Origin of the sequence: Micromonospora sp. NPDC005087, assembly GCF_042872965.1 — a bacterium.
Classification (GTDB): domain Bacteria; phylum Actinomycetota; class Actinomycetes; order Mycobacteriales; family Micromonosporaceae; genus Micromonospora.
The window spans coordinates 22,258-47,041 of sequence record NZ_JBIALB010000024.1 but is presented as its reverse complement, the minus strand read 5'-3'; the positions used below and the strand labels follow the sequence as shown (position 1 = coordinate 47,041).

Annotated in this window: 24 protein-coding genes and 1 pseudogene; 14 read left to right on the top strand and 11 right to left on the bottom strand. The window is 69.8% G+C overall.

Features of this window, described 5'->3' with window-relative positions; translation table 11 throughout:
• The first annotated feature begins 494 nt into the window (after positions 1 to 494).
• Together ACFYPS_RS32600 and ACFYPS_RS32595 are read left to right on the top strand one after the other, a co-directional pair.
• The gene (locus ACFYPS_RS32600) at positions 495 to 1,391 is read left to right on the top strand and encodes an aldo/keto reductase (RefSeq protein ID WP_387329696.1); all 897 of its coding nucleotides are present in this window, start codon (positions 495 to 497) and stop codon (positions 1,389 to 1,391) included.
• 295 nt (positions 1,392 to 1,686) lie between these two features.
• Positions 1,687 to 5,085, top strand: a complete 3,399-nt coding sequence (locus tag ACFYPS_RS32595) for an ATP-binding protein (protein ID WP_387329693.1) — start codon at positions 1,687 to 1,689, stop codon at positions 5,083 to 5,085.
• A 744-nt stretch (positions 5,086 to 5,829) separates the two neighbouring features.
• Here ACFYPS_RS32595 and ACFYPS_RS32590 read toward each other — a convergent pair.
• Positions 5,830 to 6,681 (bottom strand): SDR family NAD(P)-dependent oxidoreductase, encoded by an 852-nt coding sequence (locus ACFYPS_RS32590; protein WP_387329690.1) that lies wholly within the window; start codon positions 6,679 to 6,681, stop codon positions 5,830 to 5,832.
• A gap of 241 nt (positions 6,682 to 6,922) precedes the next feature.
• Here ACFYPS_RS32590 and ACFYPS_RS32585 point away from each other — a divergent pair.
• Positions 6,923 to 7,021, top strand: a pseudogene (locus ACFYPS_RS32585) (integrase); the annotation flags it as partial.
• Here ACFYPS_RS32585 and ACFYPS_RS32580 read toward each other — a convergent pair.
• The 5 genes from ACFYPS_RS32580 to ACFYPS_RS32560 are packed head-to-tail and all read right to left on the bottom strand — an operon-like array spanning position 6,988 to position 10,471.
• Positions 6,988 to 7,533: an aldehyde dehydrogenase family protein gene (locus ACFYPS_RS32580; RefSeq protein WP_387329687.1), complete on the bottom strand. Its 546-nt coding sequence runs from the start codon at positions 7,531 to 7,533 to the stop codon at positions 6,988 to 6,990. The pseudogene ACFYPS_RS32585 and the gene ACFYPS_RS32580 sit on opposite strands and share 34 nt — an antisense overlap.
• Positions 7,517 to 8,506 carry an ABC transporter substrate-binding protein gene (locus ACFYPS_RS32575; protein WP_387329684.1) on the bottom strand — a complete coding sequence of 330 codons (990 nt, stop codon included), beginning with the start codon at positions 8,504 to 8,506 and terminating at the stop codon, positions 7,517 to 7,519. The genes ACFYPS_RS32580 and ACFYPS_RS32575 overlap by 17 nt, the downstream gene beginning before the upstream one ends.
• Positions 8,507 to 8,522: 16 nt before the next feature.
• Entirely contained in the window at positions 8,523 to 9,461 is a 939-nt protein-coding gene (locus ACFYPS_RS32570) for an ABC transporter substrate-binding protein (protein ID WP_387329681.1), read from the bottom strand.
• Between the two features lie 18 nt (positions 9,462 to 9,479).
• The gene (locus ACFYPS_RS32565; RefSeq protein ID WP_387329678.1) at positions 9,480 to 10,280 is read right to left on the bottom strand and encodes a class II aldolase/adducin family protein; all 801 of its coding nucleotides are present in this window, start codon (positions 10,278 to 10,280) and stop codon (positions 9,480 to 9,482) included.
• 5 nt (positions 10,281 to 10,285) lie between these two features.
• Positions 10,286 to 10,471 carry a hypothetical protein gene (locus tag ACFYPS_RS32560; protein WP_387329675.1) on the bottom strand — a complete coding sequence of 62 codons (186 nt, stop codon included), beginning with the start codon at positions 10,469 to 10,471 and terminating at the stop codon, positions 10,286 to 10,288.
• Positions 10,472 to 10,561: 90 nt separating this feature from the next.
• On the opposite strand from ACFYPS_RS32560, the gene ACFYPS_RS32555 reads away from it, so the two are divergent.
• From ACFYPS_RS32555 to ACFYPS_RS32515, 9 genes are all read left to right on the top strand, one after another.
• A complete protein-coding gene (locus tag ACFYPS_RS32555) occupies positions 10,562 to 11,023 on the top strand; it encodes a MarR family winged helix-turn-helix transcriptional regulator (protein ID WP_387329672.1) in 462 nt (153 codons plus the stop codon).
• A gap of 501 nt (positions 11,024 to 11,524) precedes the next feature.
• Positions 11,525 to 12,292 (top strand): ABC transporter permease, encoded by a 768-nt coding sequence (locus ACFYPS_RS32550; protein ID WP_387329669.1) that lies wholly within the window; start codon positions 11,525 to 11,527, stop codon positions 12,290 to 12,292.
• Positions 12,289 to 13,074 (top strand): ABC transporter permease, encoded by a 786-nt coding sequence (locus tag ACFYPS_RS32545; protein WP_387329666.1) that lies wholly within the window; start codon positions 12,289 to 12,291, stop codon positions 13,072 to 13,074. The genes ACFYPS_RS32550 and ACFYPS_RS32545 overlap by 4 nt, the downstream gene beginning before the upstream one ends.
• A gap of 1 nt (position 13,075) precedes the next feature.
• Positions 13,076 to 13,921 carry an ABC transporter ATP-binding protein gene (locus ACFYPS_RS32540; protein WP_387329663.1) on the top strand — a complete coding sequence of 282 codons (846 nt, stop codon included), beginning with the start codon at positions 13,076 to 13,078 and terminating at the stop codon, positions 13,919 to 13,921.
• Between the two features lie 55 nt (positions 13,922 to 13,976).
• Positions 13,977 to 14,183 carry a hypothetical protein gene (locus ACFYPS_RS32535; protein WP_387329661.1) on the top strand — a complete coding sequence of 69 codons (207 nt, stop codon included), beginning with the start codon at positions 13,977 to 13,979 and terminating at the stop codon, positions 14,181 to 14,183.
• 13 nt (positions 14,184 to 14,196) lie between these two features.
• The gene (locus ACFYPS_RS32530) at positions 14,197 to 15,345 is read left to right on the top strand and encodes a cupin domain-containing protein (protein ID WP_387329658.1); all 1,149 of its coding nucleotides are present in this window, start codon (positions 14,197 to 14,199) and stop codon (positions 15,343 to 15,345) included.
• A complete protein-coding gene (locus ACFYPS_RS32525; protein WP_387329655.1) occupies positions 15,342 to 16,181 on the top strand; it encodes a fumarylacetoacetate hydrolase family protein in 840 nt (279 codons plus the stop codon). The genes ACFYPS_RS32530 and ACFYPS_RS32525 overlap by 4 nt, the downstream gene beginning before the upstream one ends.
• Positions 16,181 to 16,897 carry a maleylpyruvate isomerase family mycothiol-dependent enzyme gene (locus ACFYPS_RS32520; protein WP_387329652.1) on the top strand — a complete coding sequence of 239 codons (717 nt, stop codon included), beginning with the start codon at positions 16,181 to 16,183 and terminating at the stop codon, positions 16,895 to 16,897. Before ACFYPS_RS32525 ends, ACFYPS_RS32520 begins: the two co-directional genes overlap by 1 nt.
• Positions 16,898 to 16,928: 31 nt before the next feature.
• On the top strand, positions 16,929 to 18,176 hold the full coding sequence (locus ACFYPS_RS32515; protein WP_387329649.1) for an FAD-dependent oxidoreductase: 1,248 nt from the start codon (positions 16,929 to 16,931) through the stop codon (positions 18,174 to 18,176).
• A gap of 1,019 nt (positions 18,177 to 19,195) precedes the next feature.
• Here the strand turns inward: ACFYPS_RS32515 and ACFYPS_RS32510 are convergent.
• A complete protein-coding gene (locus ACFYPS_RS32510; RefSeq protein ID WP_387329646.1) occupies positions 19,196 to 19,501 on the bottom strand; it encodes a putative quinol monooxygenase in 306 nt (101 codons plus the stop codon).
• Positions 19,502 to 19,660: 159 nt separating this feature from the next.
• Between ACFYPS_RS32510 and ACFYPS_RS32505 the strand changes: the two genes are divergently transcribed.
• Positions 19,661 to 20,566, top strand: coding sequence for an AraC family transcriptional regulator N-terminal domain-containing protein (locus tag ACFYPS_RS32505; RefSeq protein WP_387329644.1), 906 nt, complete (start codon positions 19,661 to 19,663; stop codon positions 20,564 to 20,566).
• Between the two features lie 61 nt (positions 20,567 to 20,627).
• Here ACFYPS_RS32505 and ACFYPS_RS32500 read toward each other — a convergent pair whose 3' ends face one another.
• From ACFYPS_RS32500 to ACFYPS_RS32490, 3 genes are read right to left on the bottom strand one after another with little or no spacing between them, the layout of a single operon-like run.
• Entirely contained in the window at positions 20,628 to 21,485 is an 858-nt protein-coding gene (locus tag ACFYPS_RS32500) for an ABC transporter permease (RefSeq protein ID WP_387329641.1), read from the bottom strand.
• Entirely contained in the window at positions 21,482 to 22,495 is a 1,014-nt protein-coding gene (locus tag ACFYPS_RS32495) for an ATP-binding cassette domain-containing protein (RefSeq protein ID WP_387329638.1), read from the bottom strand. Before ACFYPS_RS32495 ends, ACFYPS_RS32500 begins: the two co-directional genes overlap by 4 nt.
• 28 nt (positions 22,496 to 22,523) lie before the next feature.
• The gene (locus tag ACFYPS_RS32490; RefSeq protein ID WP_387329635.1) at positions 22,524 to 23,078 is read right to left on the bottom strand and encodes an NADPH-dependent FMN reductase; all 555 of its coding nucleotides are present in this window, start codon (positions 23,076 to 23,078) and stop codon (positions 22,524 to 22,526) included.
• 155 nt (positions 23,079 to 23,233) lie between these two features.
• Between ACFYPS_RS32490 and ACFYPS_RS32485 the strand changes: the two genes are divergently transcribed.
• Positions 23,234 to 23,749, top strand: a complete 516-nt coding sequence (locus ACFYPS_RS32485) for a GNAT family N-acetyltransferase (RefSeq protein ID WP_387329633.1) — start codon at positions 23,234 to 23,236, stop codon at positions 23,747 to 23,749.
• A gap of 25 nt (positions 23,750 to 23,774) precedes the next feature.
• On the opposite strand, the gene ACFYPS_RS32480 is transcribed toward ACFYPS_RS32485, so the two are convergent.
• Complete coding sequence (locus ACFYPS_RS32480; protein WP_387329630.1) at positions 23,775 to 24,761, bottom strand: aldo/keto reductase; 987 nt, start codon at positions 24,759 to 24,761, stop codon at positions 23,775 to 23,777.
• Between the last annotated feature and the right edge of the window lie 23 nt (positions 24,762 to 24,784).

Here is a 24,784-nt window from a genome sequence, read left to right as displayed (position 1 = left end):
AACTCGCCCCAATGGCCAAGGGCATAAATCAGGGTGGTCTCAACTGTGGTCTCATTCGCTGCCGTACGCGGTCGTCCATGATGGTCCGATGGACAGCGGAACCGCTGGTCATGTGCACTGCCGGACCGGTCCGGACGCATGATCACAGACCTCGAAAGCGTGTGAGGGTTAACGCCCTCCGCGGGTTCAAATCCCGCCGCCACCGCTCGTGAGTGCGAAAACGCCCGGTCGATCCCCACGGATAGGCCGGGCGTTCCGCCGTGGTCGTAGACCGCCTGAACCTCCGCCAGGTAGACCGCTTCGACCAATTCATCCCGGTTGAATCAGTTATGGTCGAGAGTACCTATACGGACCCCCGTCCGGCGGGTCACCTCCTCCGGGGTGGCCTCCGCGCCCAGTTCGCCGAAGACGTCGCGGGCCGTGCGCAGGATGGCGTCGAAGTTGCGGGGCGGCGTCGGCGACAGGGCCGCCGGCGACCCAGAATCGAGATGACCATGACGTCTGGCTCCCCGTCCACCCCGCCCACGATCATCATTGGCGGCGACCTTCCGGTCGGACGGGTCGGCTTCGGGGCGATGCAGCTCACCGGCGACCAGGTCTGGGGCCCGTACCCCGCCCACGAGCGTGGGCTGGCGCTGCTGCGCGCGGTGGTGGCGGAGGGCGTCACCTTCATCGACACCGCCGATGTCTACGGGCCGCACACCAACGAGCTGCTGATCCGCGAGGCGCTGCACCCCTACCCGGCGGGGCTGGTGGTGGCGAGCAAGGGCGGCTTCGTCCGGGGCGGCCACGACTACTCGACCCTGGGCTGGGTGGGCAACCCGAAGTACCTGCGGCAGTCAGCCATGCTGAGCCTGCGCCGCCTCGGCGTGGATCGGTTCGACCTCTACTACCTGCACAGCGGGTACGCGACCGACGCCCCGTTCGAGGACCAGGTCGGCGAGCTGAGGAAGCTGCAGGACGAGGGCTGGATCCGGCACATCGGGCTGTCCAACGGCACCGTGGCGCAGTTCGAACTCGCCCGGCCGATTGCGGAGATCGCCGCGGTGACCTCCCTGTACAACATCGGCAACCGCACCGGTGCGGACCTGCTTGCGGCGGCGGAGCGGACCAGAGCGGTGTTCTCGCCCTGGCACCCGGTCAGCCTGCGCGACGGCGGGGACAACGCCGGCCAGGTCGCCGCCGCCCTCGCGCCGATCGCCGCCCGGCACGCGGCCACGCCCCAGCAGATCGCGCTGGCCTGGCTGCTGCACCGCTCTCCGGCGATGCTGCCCATCCCCGGCACCACGAGCCTGGCCCACCTGCGGGAGAACCTCGCGGCGGCGCGGATCGCGCTGAGCGACGCTGAGGTCGCGGAGCTGACCGCCCTCGTTCCCGAGACCGCCGCCTAACCGGGCACCGCCTCCCGCAGCTGGACCAGCTGGATGCCGGGAAGCAACCGCCTCCCGCTCGGTGGTGAACTCGGCCGACCACTCGACGCCGTCTCGGTCTGGCCACACGGCGCGGACCCATGCGGGCCGGTGTTGAGAACCCGGCCTAGCAGTCCGGCCCGGACCAGCGAGGGCAGCCAGACCCGTCGGCTCACCCGCTACGTCATCGGCCTGCTCCAATCCGCCTGAGCTGCGGGCGGACACCCGTGCCGAGGATCCCCCGGGTGTCAGACGGGTCCAGTACCGTCTGGAAACCATGGACGCGCGGCTCGGCGACGCCATCATCGGGCGGGATCATCCCGCCGGTCTGCTGCGCGCTGAGCTGGACCGGGCCGCCACCAGCCATGGCGGCCTCGTCCTGGTCACCGGCGAGCCGGGCATCGGCAAGACGACGCTGGTCACCGCCGCGGCTCGCGAGGCTCGGCAGCGCGGGGCACTGGTGCTCGGTTCCGCATGCTGGGATTCCGACAGCGCCCCCGGCTACTGGCCGTGGGTTCAGGTGCTGCGCGGCCTGCAGCGCTCCGCCGACGACTGGTCGGTGGCGCGACCGACCGCGGAGCCGGCTCTCGCGGCCCTGCTGGGCGAAACCGATACCAGCAGCGAGCAGGCCGGTCGCACCGCCAGTTGGGCCGGCGTCGACCCGGGCGGGGACATTGCCGACCGGGAGGCGTTCGCCCTGTACGACGCGGTGACCGCCGCCCTGGTCGCGGTCTCCCAGCATCGGCCGGTCGTGGTGGTCCTCGACGACCTGCACTGGGCCGACCCGGCGTCGCTGCGGCTGCTGGCGTTCGCCGCCCAGCACACCTGGTTCGAACGGCTGCTGCTGATCGGCACCTACCGCGACGCGGAGGTCGAGTCGGGCGAGCACCCGTTGCGCCCACTGTTGATGCCGCTGGTCACGAAGGCGACCACGGTCACCCTCACCGGTCTGTCCCGGGACGATGTGGCCGCGCTGATGGCGCGTACCGCCGGGCGGGAGCCCGACGCCGGCCTGGTCGACGAGGTGCACCGGCGTACCGGGGGCAACCCGTTCTTCATCGAGCAGACGGCGCGGCTGTGGCGCGCGGACGGTACGGGCGGCACGGTCGCTCCCGGCGTACGGGAGGCGGTGCGGCGCCGGTTGGCCCAGTTGCCGGCACCGGTGGTCGAGGCGCTCACCGTCGCCGCCGTGTTGGGCCGGGAGTTCCACCGTCAGGTCCTGGCGGCCAGCGCGGCTGCCCCGGTGGCGCAGGTCGATCGGCTGCTCGACCGGGCGGTGACCGCCCGGCTGGTCGTCGGCCGGGGTGGCGGCCGGTTCGCCTTCGCCCATGACCTGGTCCGGGAGACGCTCTACGACGGCCTCAGCGATGAGGACCGGCGGGCCCGGCACGCCGCAGTCGTCCGGGCGGTCGACCCACCGGCGGAGCTCCGCGACCTGCTGATTCCGGCCGACCTGGCCCGCCACGCCTACCTGGCCGGCGCCGTGCTCGACCGGGCGCGGGTCACCGACCTGCTGGTCGCCGCAGGGCGGGACGCGCACGCCCGGCTCGCCGTCGACGAGGCGGAGGTGCACTTCCGCCGGGCGCTGGAGATCGTCGAGGACCGGACGAAGCGGGTGCGGATCCTCGTCGAGTTCGGTGAGGTGCGCTACCACCACGCCGGCCGGGAGGAGGCTGGGCAGCTCCTCGCCGAGGCCGCGACGCTGGCCCGTACGCTCGACGATCCGGTGCTGCTGGCCCGCGTCGCGCTCACCGTCCACCGCTCCCGCCAGGTGGCGACCGATCGTTCGGTCGAGGCGGCGGAGTTGGTGCGGGAGGCGTACCGGCGGCTCATCGGCGAGCCGGACGGGGCCGCGTCGGTCGGCACGTTGATCGCCGACCTGATCACCGCCACCGAGACGATCGCCCGTCGGGGTCGGGATGACGAGACGCTCACCTTCAGCCTGTGGGCCCGCCACGACACCACCTGGGGGTTGGGCACCGCGGCGGCCCGGGCGGCGCTCACCTCGGAGATCCGGGACGTGGCCCGCCGCACCGGCGACCGGGAGACCGAGCTGTGGGCCACCTCGCTGCGCTGGGTGGCGCTGCTGGAGTTGGGCGACCCCCGCTTCGTCGAGGAGTTCAGCTCCTTCGTCACCGGCGGCGACCAGGACGACCTGGCCCGATACCGGATCGCGGCTGCCGTCGACAGTGGAATCATCGCGGCGTTCCGGGGTGACTTCGCCGAGGCCGACGAGCGGTTCGCCTTCCTCACCGACCTCGCCGACCCTGGGCACGCCGAGTTCGCGTTCATGGGCCATCACGTGCTTTGGTCCCGTCTGCTGCTCCAGGGCCGGTTCGACGAGGTCGACGTACTGCTGGACGGGTTGGCCCCGAGGGACTACCCCTACCGGGAGCTGCTGCGGGCTATCACCGCGGCGGAGCGCGGCGACGACGAGACGGCGGTCCGGCTGACCGACGGTATCGAGGCCGCCGATATCCGGTACCCGCGTCCGGTGTCCCCGCTCTGGCTGCGGCTGCGCGCGCAGGCCGCCGCCGCATCCCGTGACCCGGGCCGCTGCGACGGCGCGCGGGCCGCGCTGGCCCCCCATCATGGAGAGTGGACGGTGGGGCTCTTCGGCTGCGACATCAGCGGTCCCGTCGACCACTGGCTGGCCGTGGTCGACGCCGCACAGGAGCGCTGGGATGACGCCATCGCCGGCTTCGCGGCCGCCCGCGACGCCGCCGACCGGATGGGCTCCCGGCCCTGGTCAATCATCGCCCGCGCCGGACTGGCGAACGCCCTGGCCGGCCGTGGCCAGCCGGGCGACGCCGAGACGGCGACCGCGCTGCGCGCCGCCACCGCCCGGGACGCCACCACCCTCGACATGGCGCAGGTGCTCAACCGACTCGCCGGCCCGGCACCCACCGCCGCTGCCACCCCAGCCGTCGCGCCGAGCCGGGCCGTCGCGCCAAGCCAGGTCGTCGTGCCAAGCCGGGCCACCGAGCAGGGCCAGGCCACCGCCCCAAGCCGGACCACCGCGCAGGGCCGAGGCGCTGCGCCAGGCGAGATCGTCGAACCGGGCCAGGCCGTCGGGTCAGGCCAGGCCGTCGGGCTGCGCCAGGTCCCGCCGGCTGGAGCGCCGGTCGAGGAGTACGAGTTCCGCCGCGACGGACTGGTCTGGCAGCTCGCCTACGCCGGCGCTGTCGTGCACCTGCCCGATGCCAAGGGGCTGCACGACCTGCACCTGCTACTGAGCCGGCCGGGCAGTGACGTCCCGGCGGTGGAGCTGCTCGACCCGGCCGCCGGGCCGGAGCTGGTCGCCGCCCGCCGGATGGGTGGCGACCCGGTCCTCGACGACGAGGCGAAGGCCCGCTACCGGCGGCACCTGGAGCGCCTCGACGAGGAGATCGACCGGACCGCCGCGCGCGGCGACGACCGGAAGGTGGCCGCGCTGGACGTTGAACGCGGTGCGCTGCTCGACGAGTTGCGCGCCGCGGCCGGACTGGCCGGCCGGAGCCGCCGGCTGGGCGACGAGGCCGAGCGGGCCCGCAAGACGGTCACCGCGCGGATCCGGGACACGCTGCGCAAGCTCGACGAGCGTCATCCGGCCCTCGCAGGCCACCTGCGCGAATCGGTCTCGACCGGCAGCACCTGCCGCTACCTGCCGCCCGAGCCGCTTCCCTGGCGGCTCTGAAAAGGCAGGTTACGAGCAACTCGGGGTCGATGCCCGTGTCGGTTCTCGCTGGAGATTTCAGTCGGCAGCGCCTCTGACCTGCAGTTTGAAACGTCTCGCCCAGCCCCCCCGCTCTGGTTTCTCCCGCCTAACATTTCAGTACGCACAACTGCCAGTCCGGACGGCCCCGGAGGTGGGCTACGGGTGTCGATGCGCTGCTCCTAGAGCGGGTACGCCCAGGGTCGTGATTAGGCGGAGGCGGTCTGAATTTGGCGGGGCCCTCAAGCTCGAGAGCGGACCCGAGCAGGGTCGCCTGCCCTCGCCGCGGCGGCGTGGCCGTACTCTGCTGGCAAGGCGCGGATCTGTTCCTTCGAACGCACTCTCTTGCCGATGTGTGGAAGATTGGATATCGACAACTACCGCTGTTGTCGTTTCCCCTCGTGGTGTAGGCGCGTTTCCTATACCTGGTACCGACGCAGATCGTGTGGATCTTCCGTTCGTTGCCGGTGACAGCATGCTTTTGCGTTCATGGGCCGCGAGATCGCTGCGCCGGATCTCGTGTGGCCGTGATAGCTGCGCGGCGACGTGGCGGGCTTGATCGGCTCCGACCGCGCGGCGGGCCCAAAGTTTCGGCCGTTCCGGGCGCCCATGTTGATTTCGAAATCGGAGGGTGTCGGCGGTCGCCACGGTCGTCATCGAGGTCTGGGTGGGCGGCGGTGGCGGGCGCCGCCGGCGAGGTTGGTCTGTTGAGGGCGCTGCGGCCGCTCAGCTACCGGCGTGCCTTGTCAGTTGGGCGCGCATATTGGGGTCGAGTGGTGCCCGGTCGAGCAGCCAGCCCAGCCATTGTTCGAGGCCGGAGACGAGTCGCATCGAGCGGGGTACGCACACGAGGCGGCGCGGTCGGTGGAGGACCTGCCAGACCGCCTCGGCTACGCGCTCGGCTGGGATCTTTCGTGGCTCGCGCGGTATCCGGCTGGAGCGCGCCGCCATGCTGTCGAAGAACTCGGTGCGGACGTCGCCGCAGCGCAGGAGGCTGACGTGGACACCGGTGCGGCGTAGCTCGCGGTGGACTGCGGTGCTGTATGCCGCGAGGAACGCTTTCGTGCCGGTGTACATCGCGAGTCCGGGGAAGTGCACGTGCGCGCCGCCCGAGCCGATGTTGACGATGTGACCACCGCCGGCCGCGAGCATGTGGGGCAGCACGAGGCCGCTGAGGTGGACCGGCGCGGTGGCGTTGAGCTCGATCATGGTGTGGGCGTCCTTCCACGGCATGGCGGCGAACGCGCCGTAGTAGCCGTGGCCGGCGTTGTTGACCAGTACGCCGATCGGGCCGAGTTCAGCGGCGATCTGCGTGATGACCCGTTCCCGGGCGGCCGCGTCGGTCAGGTCGGCCGGGAACGCGACGGCCCTGCCGGCGTTGTCGGCGATTTTCGCGGCGACTTCGGTGAGGCGGTCGGCGCGACGGGCCACCAGCGCGACGGTGAGTCCGCCGCGGGCCAGGCGCAGTGCGGTTGCCGCGCCAATTCCACTCGATGCGCCGGTGACGACTGCGATGCGGCTCGTGCTGCGCTCCTTGCGGGGCTGGGGGTCGGCGGGCCCGCTGTCATGGCGTTTCATCGGTTTCTCCAAGGGGTGTCACGCGGTCAGGTGGAGTGCGTGTCAAGGGACGGGTCACGGTGCTCCGTGAGGGCTCCGGCCACCCTCTTGCGAGGAAAATCTGACACGTCGAAAACGGGATGTCCAGCCTGCCGGCATCCGGATCTGCCGCTGGTCGAGCGGTGCAGGGCGGGGCCGACCTGCGAAACCGCTAGCTGACCTCGACGCCTCGGGCGGCGACCTGCGCCGCGCATTCGCCGACCACGCAGACCCCCGCACCACCCGCCGCTACGACCGCGCCCGCAACAACCTCGACGCCCACGGCTCCTACATGCTCGCCGCCCGCCTGACCGCGCGCAGCCACAACGCGAACTCGGTCGCCCCGTCCGCTACCACCTGACGCCTGGCAGAAGCCCGCGCCCGCAGCCGACGCCTGACGGCGGAAACCACGAGTCGATCGGTGAGCGCTCGGCCCCCTGACTGCGGACAAGGTACAGACCCGAATTCGGCAACGAGTCGTACAGGCCCGATTGCCTCCTCTTCGACCTTGCGCGGCGAGCCGCCTCCAGAGCCAGCTCGGCCGACGTCCACGTCGTCGAGCACGGCGGTCGCGTTGTTTCCGCCCAGCTCCAGCAGCACCGGCTTGGGCACTGCAGCACGGGCGATCGCGTCACCCGTAGCCGGGCTGCCGGTGAAGCCGATGGCGTCCACGCAGGGATGCGCGACGAGGGCCGCACCGGTGTCCCGACCGAGACCAGGGAGCAGGTTGACGGCGCCGGCCGGGAAGCCCGCCGCCTCGACGCACTCGACGATGTGGACGGCGGTCAGCGGTGTTAGCTCCGAGGGTTTGTAAATGTCAGACGATGTATTCATCGAGAACGTTGGGCACGAACAACTGCTCCGGACGCCACCGGACCTTCGCCAGACCTTGTTCGTACGAGTACCGGAGGAAGGTCTCCAGGACTGTCCGGTTCGGCTCAACGCCGTACGCCCAGTAATTCTCGCCCATGACGCGGACTGTTTCCTCGAGGTGGTCGCTGAGCCAGGGAAGCATCGTCTTCAACGAGCTCCGGTACATCAGGTCTTCCTTCGCCAACCTGAGCGACTCGTCGAAGGCCTTCAGCAAGGACCGGGCGATCCACGGAGCGCGTTCGTACACGTCCCGCCGAAGCACGACGAGGTGCATGATCGGGAAGATGCCGGTCCTGCTGAAATAGTCCTGCTCCACCCTCTTGTAGTCGCCGAACAGGCGACGTACGTGTTCGTGCTCGTAGAAGCACGATGGAACGTGGGCGGTGAATAGGGCGTCGATCTCGCCTTCCGCCAGCATGGCGGACAGGGTCCGGTCTGCGCCAATCGGCTGTACGGAGATTCCATCCGGCAGATCTAGCGGAATCTTCTCGGTACGTCCCCCGGTCTCCACACCACCGGAGAAGAAGTTCATGTCCTGAGGACGCACCCCGTACTCGTCCTGCAGCATTCCGCGCTGCCAGACGCCGGCGGTGATTTGGTACTCCGGTACGCCAACGCGACGGCCCTTGAGGTCACCCGGGGTCTCGATACCGCTTCTCGCGTTGACGAACATCGTCTGATGCCGGAAGTAGCGCGACGGAAAGACCGGCAGGGCGACGAAGGGCGGTGCGGCCCGCTCGAGAGTCAGCACGTACGAGGAGAGACTCATCTCGCACACGTCAAACTCTGCGAACTTGAGCTGGCGGAAAAAGGTCTCCTCCACCGGCAGGGAGATGACGTTCAGGTCAATCCCCTCGGGCCGCACCCTCCCGTCTTCCAGGGCCCGGAACCTGTCGTAGTTGCACGACGCGAAGGACAGGCTGATTCGGTTCACTGCGCCCTCCCGGCGGCTACGGCAGCAGCTTGTCGAGGTCGGGCTCCTTGGACAGAGTCCCGTACTTATGACCCAACTGACCGAGCTTCGCCGCAGCCTCACGGTTGAAATCGACCCGGAACTTCGGCAGGACGATCCGCTCCAGCACCGCGGGCTCGATGTTCGTGTACGTACCGACGATCTTCCGTACCTCGTCCTCGTGCTGCTGTGAATATTCCAGGGACTTGTTCATCGCCGCCTGGAAGCGCTTCACGAGGTCCGGCTCTCGCTCGATCATCTGCCTAGTGGTGAAGACACAGGAGATGTCGAGCTCGGGATGGAACTCGGTGAAGTTGTATGAGAGGACCCGCGCCCCGTGGTCCTTCGCCTCGGTCAGGAAGGGCTCGAGGATCCAGGCCGCGTCGACCTGGCCCTTCTCGAGTGCGGCAGGCGCGTCCGAGAAAGGGATCTCCACGAACTGGACACCCTTGGGGTCGCCGTCCGCCTCCTCGACCACGGACCGGATCGTGGTGTCCCCGATGTTGTTGAAGGTGTTCACCGACACCTTGTGTCCGGGAAGGTCGGCGATCGTCTTGATGGGGGAGTCCTTCGGCACCACCACTGCACCGAAGTCGGGGTCGCCCGTCGCCGAGTTCGCGTTCGTGACGCACTGCAGGTCGAGACCCTTGTCGTTGGCCACCATCGTGGACAGGAGGTTGCCGCGCCCGAAGTGCAGGTTGCCGGACACCACCCCCGGTACCACAGCGGCGCCGCCGACAGCGCTGTCAATCTTCAGATCGATGCCTTCCGCCGCGAAGAAGCCCTTCTCCTTCCCAAGGTAGAGCGGCGCGGAGTCCACAATGGGCTGCGTTGCTATCTTGATCGTCGTCAGCTCGCCGTCGCCCGCCTTGTCGATCGACGAGCCGCCACAGCCGGTCAGCAGTAGAACGGAGGTCGCGGCCGCGACACCGGCCACAATAGAGCGTTTCATGTCTTACTCCGGGATGTCGTTGGCAGGTGAAATGGATGTGACCCGCGTGGTGTCGTGATGCCCGGTGTCCTGGTTGCCAAGGCTCGCCCGAGCCTTCGTAAGCCAGATTCCCCAGGCCCGGTCGACCTGTGAGGCGATCGTCGCAGCGGCTGCCGCGCCCTCCTCCTCCGTGAGGTACGTGCACGCACCCAGGCGCAGCGCGTTCGCCTGGACCTCGGCGTTCGCCTCTGTGTAGACCGCTCGGAAGACGGCGTCCTTAAGGGAACCGGCGACCGTCACGGACCCGTGGCCGCGCATCAGCGCCACCGGAGCGTCCCCGAGCGACCGGGCCAGGGCCCGGCCCAGCCCGGAGTCGCGGATCAGCAGGTCCGACGCCGAGCCGACCACGTCCCGGATCTCGAACACCGGCGTCGGCGCGGCCAGGAAACCGGCCATGTGCATCACGGCCTGCAACGGCTGGTCGGAGATGCTGAAGGCGACGACTGCGGGCGAGTGGCTGTGGATGACGGCGGTGACGTCCGGGCGGGCCCGGTAGATCTCGCCGTGGATGAACCGCTCCAGGTACACCGGGCGGCTGTCGCTGGTCTCGCCGTCGAGGTCGAACTCCAGGACGTCGCTCTCGCGTACCAACGAGGGAGCCAGGTTGCGCGCAAGCAGGAACCGCTCGGGATCCCGGTCTGACCGGACACTCACGTGGCCGAACGCGTCCAGCACGCCCTGCGCGACGAGTATCTGGTTCGCAGCCACGAGGTCGGCCACCTGTGCGGAGACCGGCGGTACGTCCGCCGCGCCGTGTGCCAGCATCCGGATCACTCCCCGGATCGCTGGTCGGACAGCCACGGACCGCGCGTCCAGCCGGTGGTGTCGTAGTCGGCCAGGTACTCCTCTACCAGGTCGACGACGTCCATGCCGCCGGTGCGCAGCGCCCGGTTCCGGCCGTCGAGGCGGATGTGTTCCCGCTCCATGGTGCCGAGCCTTCTCTCATCGGTGATCACGCAACCTCCCGGGCCTAAGATGTACCGACATCGTTCTGGTATGAAGAGTGGAATAGTTCGTATACGAACGAGTTTTGGTAGACTGTAGGCATGGCAACAGGGGGCGTCAAGAGGTCCGGGTACGGCAAACAGCCGGTCGCACTGCAGCTGCAGGCTGCCCTCGGGCACCTGGTGCGGCGCGCGCAGCAGGTGCACACGGCGCTGTGGCTTGACGAGGTGTCGTCCACGGTGACATCTGTACAATTCGCGGTCCTGACCACGCTCGCCGGGCACGAGCCGCTGGACCAGGTGCGACTGCGCGAGTTCGTGGGGCTGGACCGGGCGACCATGCACGGCGTCGTCCACCGGATGAAGACCGCTGGGCTCATCGACGTGCGACGCAGCGCCGAGGATGGGCGGCGCCACGAGCTGCGACTGACCCCGGCGGGCCGGCAGGCCCACGCCGACCTGCTGCCACGCGTCGAGCGGCTGCAGGAACTGCTCGCCGCGCGCCTGCCGGACGGTCAGGCCGAGCGGTTGGCCGCGCTGCTACGCGACTTCATCTGCGACTGACGTCGGGACGGCGCCCGGGCGCCGGTCCACGTGGTCGACGATCTCCGGGATGAGACGGGTGACCTCCTCCGAGGCCCCCATGTCTCACGGCGGGGACGCGGCTTCGGTCGGCGGGACGATCTGGGCCACAAGCCATGATGTGCGGGTCCCTACAACAGTTCAAGAGCGTGCGTCATCGCGTACGCCAGCACTTCGTCGGCGTTCCGGTCTGCCGCGGCGGCCCGCTGGAAGGCGAGATGGGGGTGTCCTTGACTGGAAACAGACTGGAAATCCGCCATTGACGCCGCCTGCGCGGCCGCCCTAATGTTCTAAGCAACTCGTTCGTATACGAACGAATTTCTGTCAGGGACGATCGTTCGCTAGCCGAACACACCTGTCCCGCGCGATCGGAGGACTGCTCATGTCAGTGGCTGGCGGGGCCCGCGCCATTGGCCCGCTCAGGACCGGGTCATGACGGCGACGACTGCCCCAGCGAGCGCGGTGCGGCGGCGCAGGCCTGCCGTGCCCCGTCCGGTGCTCGGCCTGGCCGGGCTGCTCGGCCTCGTCCTCGTCGTCGAACTGCTACCCCGGGTCGGCGTGGTGGAGGCCCGCTTCCTGCCACCGTTCAGCGAGATGGCGGCCTCGCTCGTCGCCCAGGCCGGCACGCCTGCGTTCTGGCAGGCCCTGCTCGGGACGCTGCGCGGCTGGGCGCTGGGTCTGACGATCTCAGCGCTGGCTGGCGTCGCACTCGGGATCCTGATCGGCAGTGTTCCCGTGCTGCGTGCCGCCACCTCCTCAACCATCGAGTTTCTGAGGCCTATCCCGTCGGTCGCCCTGATCCCGCTTGCCGTTCTGCTGTACGGCACCGAAATGCGTTCGACCCTGCTGCTGGTCGTCTACGCCAGCCTCTGGCCGGTGCTGATGCAGGTGCTGTACGGAGTGCGCGACGTCGATCCGGTCGCCCGGGAGACCGCCCGCTCGTACCGGTTCAGTTCTTGGACGCAGGTGCGCACAGTGATCTGGCCGACTGCGCTGCCGTATGTGATGACCGGCTTCCGGCTGGCTGCGGGGATCGCTTTGATCCTCGAGATCACCGGTGAACTCATCATCGGTACACCGGGCCTGGGCCATCAGATCGCCGTCGCGCAGAGCTCGGGTGCCGTCGCGACGATGTACTCGCTGGTCATCGTCGCCGGCTTGGTCGGTGTCTGTGTCAACGTGGTGGTCCGCGCCGCCGAGCGCCGGGTCCTGCGGTGGCATCCGTCAGTGCGTGGGGAGGTTGCACAGTGACTCTGTCCTCTCTGGGAAAGAAGGCCCTCGTCCTTTTCGGGCTCCCGATCGTCCTGGCGGCGACGTGGTGGGTCGCCACCGAGAACAGCGACAGCTTCTTCTGGCCGCCGCTCAGCGAGATCCTCGGAACCTTCCGCGAAACGTGGTTCGAGGGAAGGTTCGTCGCTGACGTGCTGCCCAGCCTCGCCCGGTTCGCGGTCGGTTACGTCATCGCGCTGGTCGCCGGTATCGGACTGGGTGTGGCGGTCGGCTCCTTCACCACGCTGCGCGCTGTGCTCGAGCCTGTGCTTGAGTTCTTCCGCGCGATCCCGCCGCCGGTGCTCGTACCGATCATCGTTCTGTTCGTCGGCATCGACAACGGCATGAAGGTGGTCGTCATCGTGTCCGGGTGTCTCTGGCCGGTGCTGCTCAACACCATCGAAGGCGTCCGCGGCATCGACCAGGTACTGCGGGACACCGCCCGCTGCTACCGGCTGCGGCCCGGCTCCCGGCTCGTCCATCTGGTGTTGCGTGGCGCGAGTCCGCAGATCGCCGCCGGGGCCCGGCAGGCATTGTCCATCGGAATCATCCTGATGGTGATCTCCGAGATGTTCGCGGCCAGTAATGGCCTCGGATTCACCATCATCCAGTTCCAGCGTAGCTTCGCGATCCCCCAGATGTGGAGCGGGATCATCCTGCTCGGGCTCGTCGGGGTCGCGTTGTCGTTGGTGTTCCACGCCGTCGAGGTGCGGGCACTGGCCTGGTACACCGGCCTGCGCAGGTCGCAGCGAGGAAAGGGCTGACATGACCACCTCTCCCATCACCGCCACGGAACGTGGGGCCACGACAACCCCGATGCTCGACGTCCGCGGCGTCCGGAAGGTCTACGGGGCAGGGAAGCGCGGCGTGGAGGCGGTACGCGACCTGACCTTCAGCGTCGCGCCCAGGGAGTTCACCTGCATCGTCGGGCCCTCGGGCGCCGGCAAGACGACCCTGCTCAAGTGCATCGCCGGGCTGCTCGACGCGACGTCCGGCGAGGTCATTCTGGAGGGGGAGCCCGTCACCGCACCTCCGCGCGGCATGGCGGTGGTCTTCCAGGAGTACGGACGCAGCCTGTTCCCGTGGCTGACCGTCCGGCAGAACGTCGAACTGCCGTTGAAGGACAAGAAGGTACCCAGGGCGGAGCGCCAGCGCCTGGTCGGTGAGGCGCTTGCCGCGGTCGGCCTGGCGGACGTGCACGCGGCACATCCGTGGCAGCTCTCCGGCGGCATGCAGCAGCGTGTCGCGATCGCCCGCGCCGTGGCCTACGAGCCGCATGTGCTCCTCATGGACGAGCCGTTCGCGGCCGTCGACGCGCAGACCCGGGCCGACCTGGAAGACCTGGTTCGGTCGCTGTGGCAGCGCCTTGGCGTCACGGTCCTGTTCGTCACCCACGACATCGACGAAGCCGTCTACCTCGGCCAGCGGGTGCTGGTGCTCTCCAGCTCTCCCACGGTCGTACTCGAGGACGTCGCCATCAACCTGCCCGACGAGCGGGACCAGCTCCACACCCGCTCGCTGCCCCGCTTCGCGGAGCTGCGGTCGCAGGTGTACGAGCTAATCCAGCAGGCCAAACGTGGCCGCCGTCCCGAAGAGGTGCCGCAGCCCTGAGCATCTCCCCCCGGTCGTGCCCCCGATGCCGCCGCACCGCCTGTGGCGTGCTGAGGTGCCGGTACGACAGTGGCTGCTGCTGGCGGCCGTCCTGCTGGTAGGCCTCAACCTGCGCGGCCCGATCGCGGCCGCCTCCCCGGTCCTGAGGGACGTCAAGGCGGACCTGGGCCTCTCCTCCGGTACGGCCGGCTTGCTGACGACATTGCCCGTACAAGCTCGAAACTCGGCGGCGCCTCGATCACCGCCCCGCTATGCCATGTGAGAAGGAGCCAGAGATGACCGACACCGAGAACTCGCCGGTGCGCCTCGCTGTGGTCGATTCGCCGGATCAACCTACGCCGTCGGCGGCGCTCGAAGAGCTGTACTGCGGCTTCGAGAAGGAGCTGCTGGTCCCGCTGTGGACCGAGATCGGCGACCTGATGCCGCCGCACCCGCGGTCCAAGGCGGTCCCGCACCTGTGGCGGTGGGAGAGCCTGGTGGCCCTGGCGGACCTGGCCGGGCATCTGGTGCCTGTCGGCCGGGGCGGGGAGCGGCGGGCGATCGCGCTGGCGAACCCGGCACTGGGCGGTCGCCCGTTCGCGACGCCGACGCTGTGGGCGGCTATCCAGTACCTGATGCCGGGCGAGGACGCCCCGGAGCACCGGCATTCCCAGCACGCGTTCCGGTTCGTCGTCGAAGGCGAGGGGGTGTGGACCGTGGTCGGCCGTGATCCTGTGGCGATGAGCCGCGGGGACTTCTTGCCCCAGGCGGGCTGGAACTGGCACGCGCATCACAACGCGGCCGACAAGCCCATGGCGTGGATCGACGGCCTGGACATCCCTTTCCAGTACGTCACCGAGTCGCAGTTCTTCGAGTTCGGCCGTGACCAGATCACCGCGGCCGAGCGCACCACCCCCGAGCGCTCCCGCTCGGAGCGGCTGTGGGGCCACCCCGGCCTGCGCCCGGTCTCGGCCCCCGGCTCCCAGCCCGGCACCCCGTTGCTGGCCTACCGTTGGCTCGACACCCACCGAGCGCTGGCGGACCAGCTCGACCTGGAGGCCGATGGTCACGCCGGGACGGTCGAGCCCGGTCACGCGGCGGTCCGCTACATCAACCCCACGACCGGGGGCGATGTGCTGCCGACCATCCGGGCGGAGATGCACCGGATCCGCAGCGGCGCCGAGACGGCGCCCCGCCGGGAGGCCGGCTCCTCCGTGTACCAGGTCTTTGACGGCAGTGGACGCGTCACGGTCGGCGACGCGTCCTGGTCGGTCACCCGCGGTGATCTGTTCGTCGTCCCGTCCTGGGTGCCGTTCTCGGCCAGATCCGAGGCGTCGGCGTCCGACTCCGACTCGGCGGCTCTTGATCTCTTCAGATTCAGCGACAGCCCGATATTCGAGGCGCTGCACCTAGACCGCGTCCATCTGGAAGGACAGAACGCATGAAGCTCGCCACCATCCGTACCGCCGACGGCGCCACCCGGGCCGTGCGCGTGGAGGGGGAGACCCTGCTCGACCTCGGCCTCACCGATGTCGGGGAGCTGCTGGCCCAGCCGGACTGGGCCGGGCACGCCGCCCGCGCGGGGGGAGTGCATGCGGTCCGGGCCATCGGCTATGCGCCGGTCGTTCCCCGCCCAGGAAAGATCATCTGCGTGGGTCTGAACTACCGCAACCACATCCTCGAAATGGGGCGGGAGCTGCCGCAGCACCCGACGTTGTTCGCCAAGTACCCCGAGGCGCTCATCGGGGCCAACGACGAGATCCAGCTCCCCCCGGAGTCCGAGCAGGTCGACTGGGAGGCCGAACTCGCGATCGTCATCGGCAAGACCGTGCGCCGCGCCACCGAGGCAGACGCTGGCGAGGCCATCGCCGGGTTCGCCGTCCTCAACGACGTCACGATGCGCGACTGGCAGTACCGCACCAAGATGTGGCTGCAGGGCAAGACGTGGGAGGCCACCACGCCCTTCGGCCCATACCTGGTCACTCCCGACGAGCTGCCCGGCGGCACCCGGCCCTCGCTCACTGTGACCGGGTCCGTCAACGGTGAGGTGGTGCAGCAGGCCAACACCTTGGACCTCGTGTTCGACCCCGTCGCCCTGGTGCGGTACATCTCCACGATCGTCACGCTCAACCCGGGCGATGTCATCGCCTCCGGCACCCCCGGCGGCGTGGGCCACGCCCGCAAGCCCGCCCGGTACCTCGCCGACGGCAGCGTCCTGACCACCGAGATCACCGGACTGGGCCGGTCCGAGGCCAAGGCCGTCGCCGAGTCGGTTGTGTGATGCCCGCCCACCGCACCCGGGCGGACAGCCTGCGCTGGATGGCCCAGGGCACCAAGACTTTCGTCGCCGCCCTGGCCGCCCTGCCGGACGACCGGCTGGACGGGCCGACCGCGCTTTCCGGCTGGACCGGCAAGCACCTGCTGGCCCACGTCGCCGCCAACGCCGACGCGCTGGTCAACCTCGCGCACTGGGCGCGCACCGGCGAGCAGACGCCGATGTATAGCTCTCCGCAGCAGCGAGACGCCGACATCGAGGCGAGTGCCACGCGGCCTGCGGCCGAGCTGCGCGCCTGGGCGGCGCAGGCCGCGGCGACCCTCGACGCGCGGCTCGCCGAGCTGGACGAGCAGCAGTGGACCAACCAGGTCCGCACCGCCCAGGGCCGCAACGTCCCCGCCGAGGAGATCCCCTGGATGCGCGCACGCGAGGTCATGGTCCACGCCGTCGACCTCGGGGTGGGCTTCGACGATCTCGCGGCCGATTTCCTCGCCGCCCTGATCGACGACATCACCGCCAAACGGTCCGCCGGCGGCGAGGGCCCCCCGCTCACCCTCACGGCCACCGACAACGACGGCACCTGGGCCGTCGCCGGCACCGGCGACCCCACGCCGGTGACCGGCACCCTCGCCAGCCTCACGGCATACCTCTCCGGCCGCCCAACGGACGGCGTCACCGGCCCCGCCGGCCAACCCGCACCCGAACTCCCGCGCTGGCTCTAGGCGGCGCGACCTCGCGAAAGGAACACCAGACATGACCAAAGGCAGCAGCGATGTCGACGTCGTCGTGGTGGGCGGTGGCATCGGCGGGCTGTCCAACGCCCTCGCACTGACCCAGAAGGGGCTGAAGGTACGGGTGCTCGAGCAGGCACCCCAGTTCGGCGAAGTCGGCGCCGGCCTGCAGATCGCCCCCAACTGCACCCGGATCCTCGACCACTGGGGCCTCCTCGACGAGATCAAGTCGCTGGGCGTGCTCCCCGAAAACATCGTCATGAAGGACGCCATCGACGCCAGCGTCCTGACCAGGCTCGACTTGCACGATGTGGAGCGGCGCTACGGCTTCCCGTACATGGTGATCCACCGCAGCGACCTGCACGGAACGCTGCTCCGCGCCTGCCAGCGGGCCGAGGTGGATCTCGTCAACAACGTCAAGGTGACCGGGTACGAGCAGGTCGATGGCGGCGCGGTGGCCGTGTACGAGGGAGGGCGGCAGTTCGGCGAGATCGTGCTCGCCGCCGACGGGCTGCACTCCGTGGCCCGCACAATCCTCAGTGACGACGAGCCGGTCAACTCCGCGTACGTCGCCTACCGGGGGGCGGTGCCGATCGACAAGGTCGCCGATCTCGACGTGCACCTCAAGGACGTGGTCGTCTACGTCGGCCCCAGGTGCCACTTCGTCCAGTACCCGCTGCGCCACGGCGAGATGTTCAACCAGGTCGCGGTGTTCGAGTCCCCGAAGGCGCTGGCCGGCAAGGAGGACTGGGGCACGCCCGACGAGCTCGACGCCGCCTTCGAGGCCACCTGTGCGCAGGTGCGGGCCGGCCTGCCGCTGATGTGGCGCGACCGCTGGTGGCGGATGTTCGATCGCGAGCCGATCATGAACTGGGTCCACGGCCGGGTCGCGCTCACCGGGGACGCCGCTCACCCGCCGCTGCAGTACCTCGCGCAGGGCGCGGTCATGGCCATCGAGGACGCATGGGTGCTGGCCCAACACGTGGGCGCGCAGGGCGTCACGGGCTCCGCGGCCGCAGGGACCCCGACGGGCATCGACTGGGACGCCGCCCTGGCGGCCTACAACGCCGTCCGCCCGGAGCACTGCCGTCGCGTGCTGACCACGGCGCGGGCCTGGGGCAACCTGTGGCACCACGACGGGGACAAACGGCTGTGGCGCAACGCGGTACTCCGGGGCCACGACCTCTACGACTACAGCTACGTGGACTGGCTCTTCGGGCCGACCGCGCTCACGCCCGAGCAGGTGCCACCGATGTTTCCCGCGGCATGAGCACCCGTTCCACAGCAACCCAGGTTGAACGCGCTCATCCGCACGAAGAGGTAGTTCTCCCCCGCTCGAGCCGGCCGGCAACCCGTTTGCGTCCGTGCGCGGCATGCGCCGCGCACGGACGCAAACGTCCTCGCCCGGCGCCTCGGCCGGGCCGCCGACACGCCGCTGCCAGACGACTGGTTCACCCTGCGGACGCTCATCACCGACACCATCGAGCAGGTCGTTGGCGAACCTCTCACCAGCCGCGAATCCACACCGTGGCACGACAACATCGCAGCGATATACCTCCCCGAGTTCGACCCAGGCCACGGCATGTCCGCCGGCGCCGTTCACCTTCCGTGGTGGGTGCACACGGGAGTGCCGATCTTGCTCGACCGCTACGCGGCGCTACGCGAATCCGACGCACTCCGGGATGACTGACTCACCCTCACCTACACCCGGCACAACGGGCACACCGGCCAACCCATCACGCACTCACTCGCCGCCTGCGACCACTAACCCCAGTAGTCCAGCGGGTCAGCGGCATGCTCACGCACGTTTGCCCAGGTCACTGCAAGCACAAATCGGCCGAGCAAATGAGTCGGCGCCACCAGGCAGACTGCGGTGCCGGCCGACGCCTTCCACCGGTTGCCAGACCCTAACGACCTGGATCAATAGGCCGAGGCCGCCGCGCTCCGCAACTTGTCGGCCACGCGGTCCATCATGTCGGCCAGGCGGCCCGCAGGTCGATCGCCGGACCGTCAGATTTCGGCGATCGGCCGTTGGCCCACGCTGCCGGGTCGGATGGGGCCCTGTCGCCCGGGTTGCAGCCTGCCGTCGTGACGGACGGGGAAGGTGCGTCGCAGGTCCAGGCAGTGGCACAGCCCGACCGACTGAAATGTTGGGCGGAACGCTGAAACTTCTGCTGAAAAGAATCTTGAAGTACTGCAATGCTCGGTGAGAACCGACAGCCCGGTCGGGGGGAGTTCATCGGGTTCCTTTCGCTGATACGGATTGGGGTGATTGGTGCGGTCGCCGGTTCAGAAGGTCGCCTTGCCGCCAACCGGCACCGCGTCGGTGTACGTCGACTCGCCGGCCAGTAGCGGCTGAAGCTTCGCGACCAGGGCCTGTGCCTGCTCGCCACCGAAGAACGCGCTGTGCGCCTCGGCGCTGGTCCAGCCTTCGATGACGTGGACGACGTCGCGGTCGGACGCCGAGCGGGCCACCAGGAAGACGGGGCAGTCGTCGTGGGACAGCGACGGCGCGTCGAGCAACAGCTTGATCAGCTCGTCAGCCTTTCCCGGCTGGGCGGTCATGGTGGCGTGGAACCCGTGGCGGACAGTCATCGAAGTGCCTCCTCAATCGTCGAGCTGTGATGGGCTAGCGGAGAAATTTGACACCTCGATACAAGCACCGCCACCTGCGGAACTGATAGACGGATGATTGCGGGTCCTTGCCTGATCCTGCTTTTGTGGCGAGCATCAGTCTTGTGCTTCAATCGGGTCGTGGACCTTGACGAGTTGCGGGCACTGCTGGCCCGTCACGCGCGGCCCGACATGAGCACCGCGATTGACGGGGTGCTGATTTCGAAGGTCGAGCACCAGACTCCGCCGACCACGTCGATGTCGGGCACCGTGCTGGCGCTCATCGCTCAGGGCGCCAAGCAGATGGCGCTGGGCGACCGCGTGTATGAGTACTGCGCCGGCCAGTACCTTGTCGCGTCGGTCGATCTGCCGGTCACCGGCCGCTTCACCCAGGCCAGTGCCGACTCGCCGGCTCTGGGGTTCGGGCTGGTGCTGCACCCGGCCACGGTCGCGGAGTTGCTGTTGCAGGCGGCGCCGGGTGATCTCCCGCCCCTGACCGGCGGGCCGCCGTCCGGGATGGTGGTCAGCGACGCTCCCGATGACCTCGGCGACGCGGTGATCCGATTGCTTCGGCTGCTGGAGCGGCCCCGGGACGTCACGGTGCTCGCGCCCCTGATCAAACGGGAGATCCTGTGGCTGCTGCTCACCGGGGAGCAGGGTGCCGCCGTCCGCCAGCTCGGTCTGGCCGACAGCAGCCTCAGTCACATCGCTCGGGCGGTGCGGTGGATCCGCGACCATTACGCGCAGTCGTTCCGGGTGGAGGATCTGGCGCGCCTGTCCGGGATGAGTGTGTCGGCGTTCTATCGCAACTTCCAGGCTGTGACCGCGATGAGCCCGATCCAGTTCCAGAAGCAGATCCGGTTGCAGGAGGCGCGGCTCCTTCTCGCCACACACTCCAGCGACGTCACCGGGGTGGGCATCCGCGTCGGCTACGAGAGCCCGTCGCAGTTCAGCCGTGAATATCGTCGCCAGTTCGGCGCGCCTCCCAGCCAGGACGCGGCCCGCCTGCACGGCATCACCCGGTCCGATGTGCCGGCGGTCGTCTGACCGCCGGCACTCACCGGGCTTCAAATGTGCAGAGGGCTGGAGTTCTGTCGGAGCGGCAGGGTCAGCGGCGGTTGTAGCGGTACATGGTCAGCGTGCCGAAGACGACCACGAACCCGGCGCTCCAGGCCAGCAACCACATCGTGCTGGACGGGTCGGGCGAGCCGGCCATCGCCGCGCGGACCGCGGCCACCAGCTGCGTCACTGGGTTGACGTTCACGAACGCCTGGAGCCAGCCGGGCATGGTGCTCGGCTCGACGAAGACGTTGCTCAGGAACGTCAGCGGGAACAGCACCATCATGCTGACGCCCATCACCGACTTCTCGCTGCGCAGGACCAACCCGAAGAACGTCCACACCCAGGAGAAGGCGAACGAGAAGACCACCAGCAGCCCGATCCCGATGGCGACGCCGGCCACCCCGCCGTCGGGCCGGAACCCGAGCGCCAGCCCGACGCCGAGGATCACCAGGGCGGCGAGGATGTAGCGCAGCACGTCGCCGAAGATCATGCCGACCAGGGCGGCCGGCCGCCAGACGGGCAGCGTCCGGAAGCGGTCGAAGATGCCCTTCTCGATGTCGGTGTTGAGACCGACGCCGGTGTACATGGTGATCATCACGACGCTGGTCACCATGATGCCGGGCAGGAAGAACTGCAGGTAGTCACGCGGGCTGTCGGCGAGGGCGCCACCGAACAGGTACGTGAACATCAGCACCATGATGATCGGGAACGCGGTCACGTCGAAGAGCTGCTCCGGCACGTGCTTGATCTTCAGCATGGCCCGCCAGCCGAACGTCAGCGACGCACCCAGCGCGCTCGGTCGGGGCGGTCGGGCGCCGGGCGCGAGCACGGTCGCCAGCGCCTCGGCGGACGGGACGTAGACGGACGGCGCCCGTTCGGTCGTGGTGGTGGTGGCGTTGCTCATCGGGCTGCCTCCAGCTGGTCGTCCCGCTCGTCGGCGGGCACGGCGGGGTGGTCGGTCAAGGCCAGGAAGACCTCGTCCAGGCTCGGCTGGCCGAGGGAGAAGTCGTCGACGACGATGCCGGCGCGGGCCAGGTCGCCGAGGGCGCGGGCGGCCTGCGCGCTGGCGTCGAGGTCGCTGCCGGCCTCGCCGACCCGGGCGAGCAACGCGACCGGGTCGGGTTCGAGCTGCACCGGTACGCCAAGTGCCGCCTGGAGCACCTTCTCCGCCTCGGGCCGCTGCCCGGGGTCACGCAGCCGCAGGTGGACGGTGCCGGAGCCGACCGACGACTTCAGCTCGCCCGGGGTGCCCTCCGCGATCACCCGGCCGTGGTCGACGACCGCGATCCGCCCGGCGAGCTGGTCGGCCTCGTCCAGGTACTGGGTGGTCAGCAGCACCGTCGTGCCGTGTGCCACCACGGCCCGGATGATCTCCCACACCTGGTTGCGGCTGCGGGGGTCGAGACCTGTCGTCGGCTCGTCGAGAAAGAGCAGGTCCGGGGTGTTGAGGATGCTGGCGGCGATGTCGATGCGCCGCCGCATCCCCCCGGAGTACTTCTTCACCTGGCGGTCGCTCGCCTCGGTCAGACCGAACGCGGCGAGCAGGGCCGCCGCGCGGTCGCGGGCTGCCGGCTTGCGCAGGCCGAGCAGGCGGGCCAGGAGCACCAGGTTCTCCGTGCCGGTCAGGTCCTCGTCGACCGAGGCGTACTGGCCGGTGAGGCTGACCCGGGCGCGGACCGTGTCCGCCTCCCTGACCACGTCGTGCCCGAAGACCCGGGCCGTGCCGCCGTCAGGCCGCAGCAGCGTCGCGAGCACCCGGACCGCGGTGGTCTTGCCCGCCCCGTTCGGACCGAGCAGGCCGTAGACGGTGCCGGCCGGCACCTGGAGGTCGATGCCGGCCAGCGCCTTGGTGTCCCCGAACGAGCGGGTGAGCCCCTCGGCCTCGATGGCCAGGCCGGTGGTGCGTCTACTCATGATCCTTACCTTTCGTCAGTCGTCGTGTTCAGGAGGCGTAGGGCCGGGCGGCGCGGCCGTCGCGCAACGCCAGACCCCACCAGCGGAGCTGGTCGAGCAGGACACGGGTGTCCCGGCGCAGCTCGTCGGTGCACTGCGGCGTCGGCTCGCCGGCGAGCAGGTCGATTCCGACGACGTCGCGCACCGTCATCGCGTGCAGCGCCGTGAAGACGGTGCGCAGCTGGTCGACCGCGTGCAGGCCGGTGGACCGGCAGCCGTACGACACGAAGCCGACCGGCTTGGCCTGCCACTCGTCGTACGCGTAGTCGATCGCCTGTTTCAAGGGCGCCGGGAAGCTGTGGTTGTACTCGGGGGTGACCACGACGAACGCGTCCGCTTGGCTCACCTCGCGGACGAACGCCCGGATGGATGCGGTCGGCTCGGCCGGGTAGCTGGCCGGAAAGTCGTACTCGGTCAGGTCAACGACCGTCACCGCGAGGTCGTCGTGCCGCTCGGCCTGTTCGACGAACCAGCGGGCGACCCGGTCCCCGGCCCGCCCCTCCCGGGTGCTGCCGATGATCACGGCGATCCTGAGCGGCGTCATCGTTTCCCCCTCCCGGCCTCTCGGTCTCACCTTTGAGGCGCGAGAGAGCGGCCGGCGGCCCGCTAGAACGGATCTAGCGGGCCGTGCGGGCGGCGTTTCAGTGACGCGATGTCGGTGGCATCGGTTTGACTGGGCCCCGACGATCAGGGGGCGGGATGGCGCAGGTACGTATCGAACCGTGGCACGAGGACGACCTCGACCTGCTGCGGCAGCTCAACTCACCGGACACGCGCAAGCACACCGGCGGGCCGGAGACCGACGAGCAGGTGCTCGCGCGGCACGACCGCTACGTGCACTTCGCCGAGGGCGGCCAGGGCTGCATGTTCACCGTGGTGCTGCCGGACGGCGCGCGGGCGGGCAGCGTCGGCTACTGGGCGCGGGAGTGGCGCGAGCAGCCGGTGTACGAGATGGGCTGGGCGGTGCTGCCCCCGTACCGGGGGCAGGGGCTGGCCACCGCCGCGGTGCTCGCGGTCGTCAACGTGGCCCGCGCCCGGCAGACCCGCCGCTACGCGCACGCCTACCCCTCGGTCGACAATCCCGCCTCGAACGCGGTCTGCCGCAAGGCCGGCTTCACCCTGCTCGGCGAGACGGGCTTCGAATACCCGCCGGGGCAGATGATGCGGGCCAACGACTGGCGGGTCGACCTGACCGCCCCACCGGCGGCGGGCTGACGCCGGCGGGGCGGTTCATCGCGGGTCACCAGGTGGTGTCGAGGCGGTGCCGCTGCTCGGCGGTCAGCTCCAGGTCCACCGCGGCCAGGCTCTCGTCCAGCTGAGCCACCGAGGAGGCGCCCACCAGCGGGATCGACGGCAGGTCGCCGCCCAGCAACCAGGCCAGCACCACCTGGTTGAGTGTCGCGCCGGTCTGCTCGGCCACCTCGCGCAGCGCGGCCAGCCGGCGCGGCGCGCTCGGCAGGTCGTACGCGGCGCTGAGCGGCTTGTCCGCCCGGGTGAAGGCCCCCTTGAGCAGCGGCGAGTACGCCACCAGGGTCAGCTCGGGCTCGGCGCGCAGGTAGCTGAGCAGGTCGCCGCTGACGCCGCCCGGCTCGCCGTCCGGGTCCAGCGCGCTGGCCAGGTCGGTGCGGTTTGGCAGGTAGCTGCGGTGGTACTGGAGCACCTCGTACCCCGGCAGGCCGGCCGCGGTGGCCAGCGCGCGGGCCCGCTCGACCCGCCACGCCCGGTGGTTGCTCGCCCCCAGCAGACCCACCGTCCCCTCGGCGACCAGCTCGGCGAAGCCCTCCACCGTCTCCGCCAGTGGCACCGTCCAGTCCTCGATGTGCGCGTAGAGCAGGTCCAGCCGCTCCACGCCGAGCCGGTCCCGGCTGCGCTCCGCAGACTCGCGGATCACCTTCGCGGACAGACCCTCGGCGTTGTCCAGGTAGCTGGTCCCCGGGGCCAGCGGGCGGGCGCCCAGCTTGGTGGCGATGACGATCTCGGAGCCGACGCCCCGGCTGCGCCGCCAACGGCCGAGCAGCTCCTCGCTCTGCCCGCCCTGCCCGTCGTCCACCCAGAACGCGTAGTTGTCCGACGTGTCGATGAAGGTGCCCCCGGCCTCGACGTACCGGTCGAGGATCGCGTACGAGGTGGCCTCGTCGGTGGCGCTGCCGAACAGCATCGCGCCGAGGCTGAGCACACTGACCTCGCGCCGGGTCGCCGGGTCGGTGCCGATCGTGCGGTACCGCATGGGGATCTCCTCTCGTGCGCCCT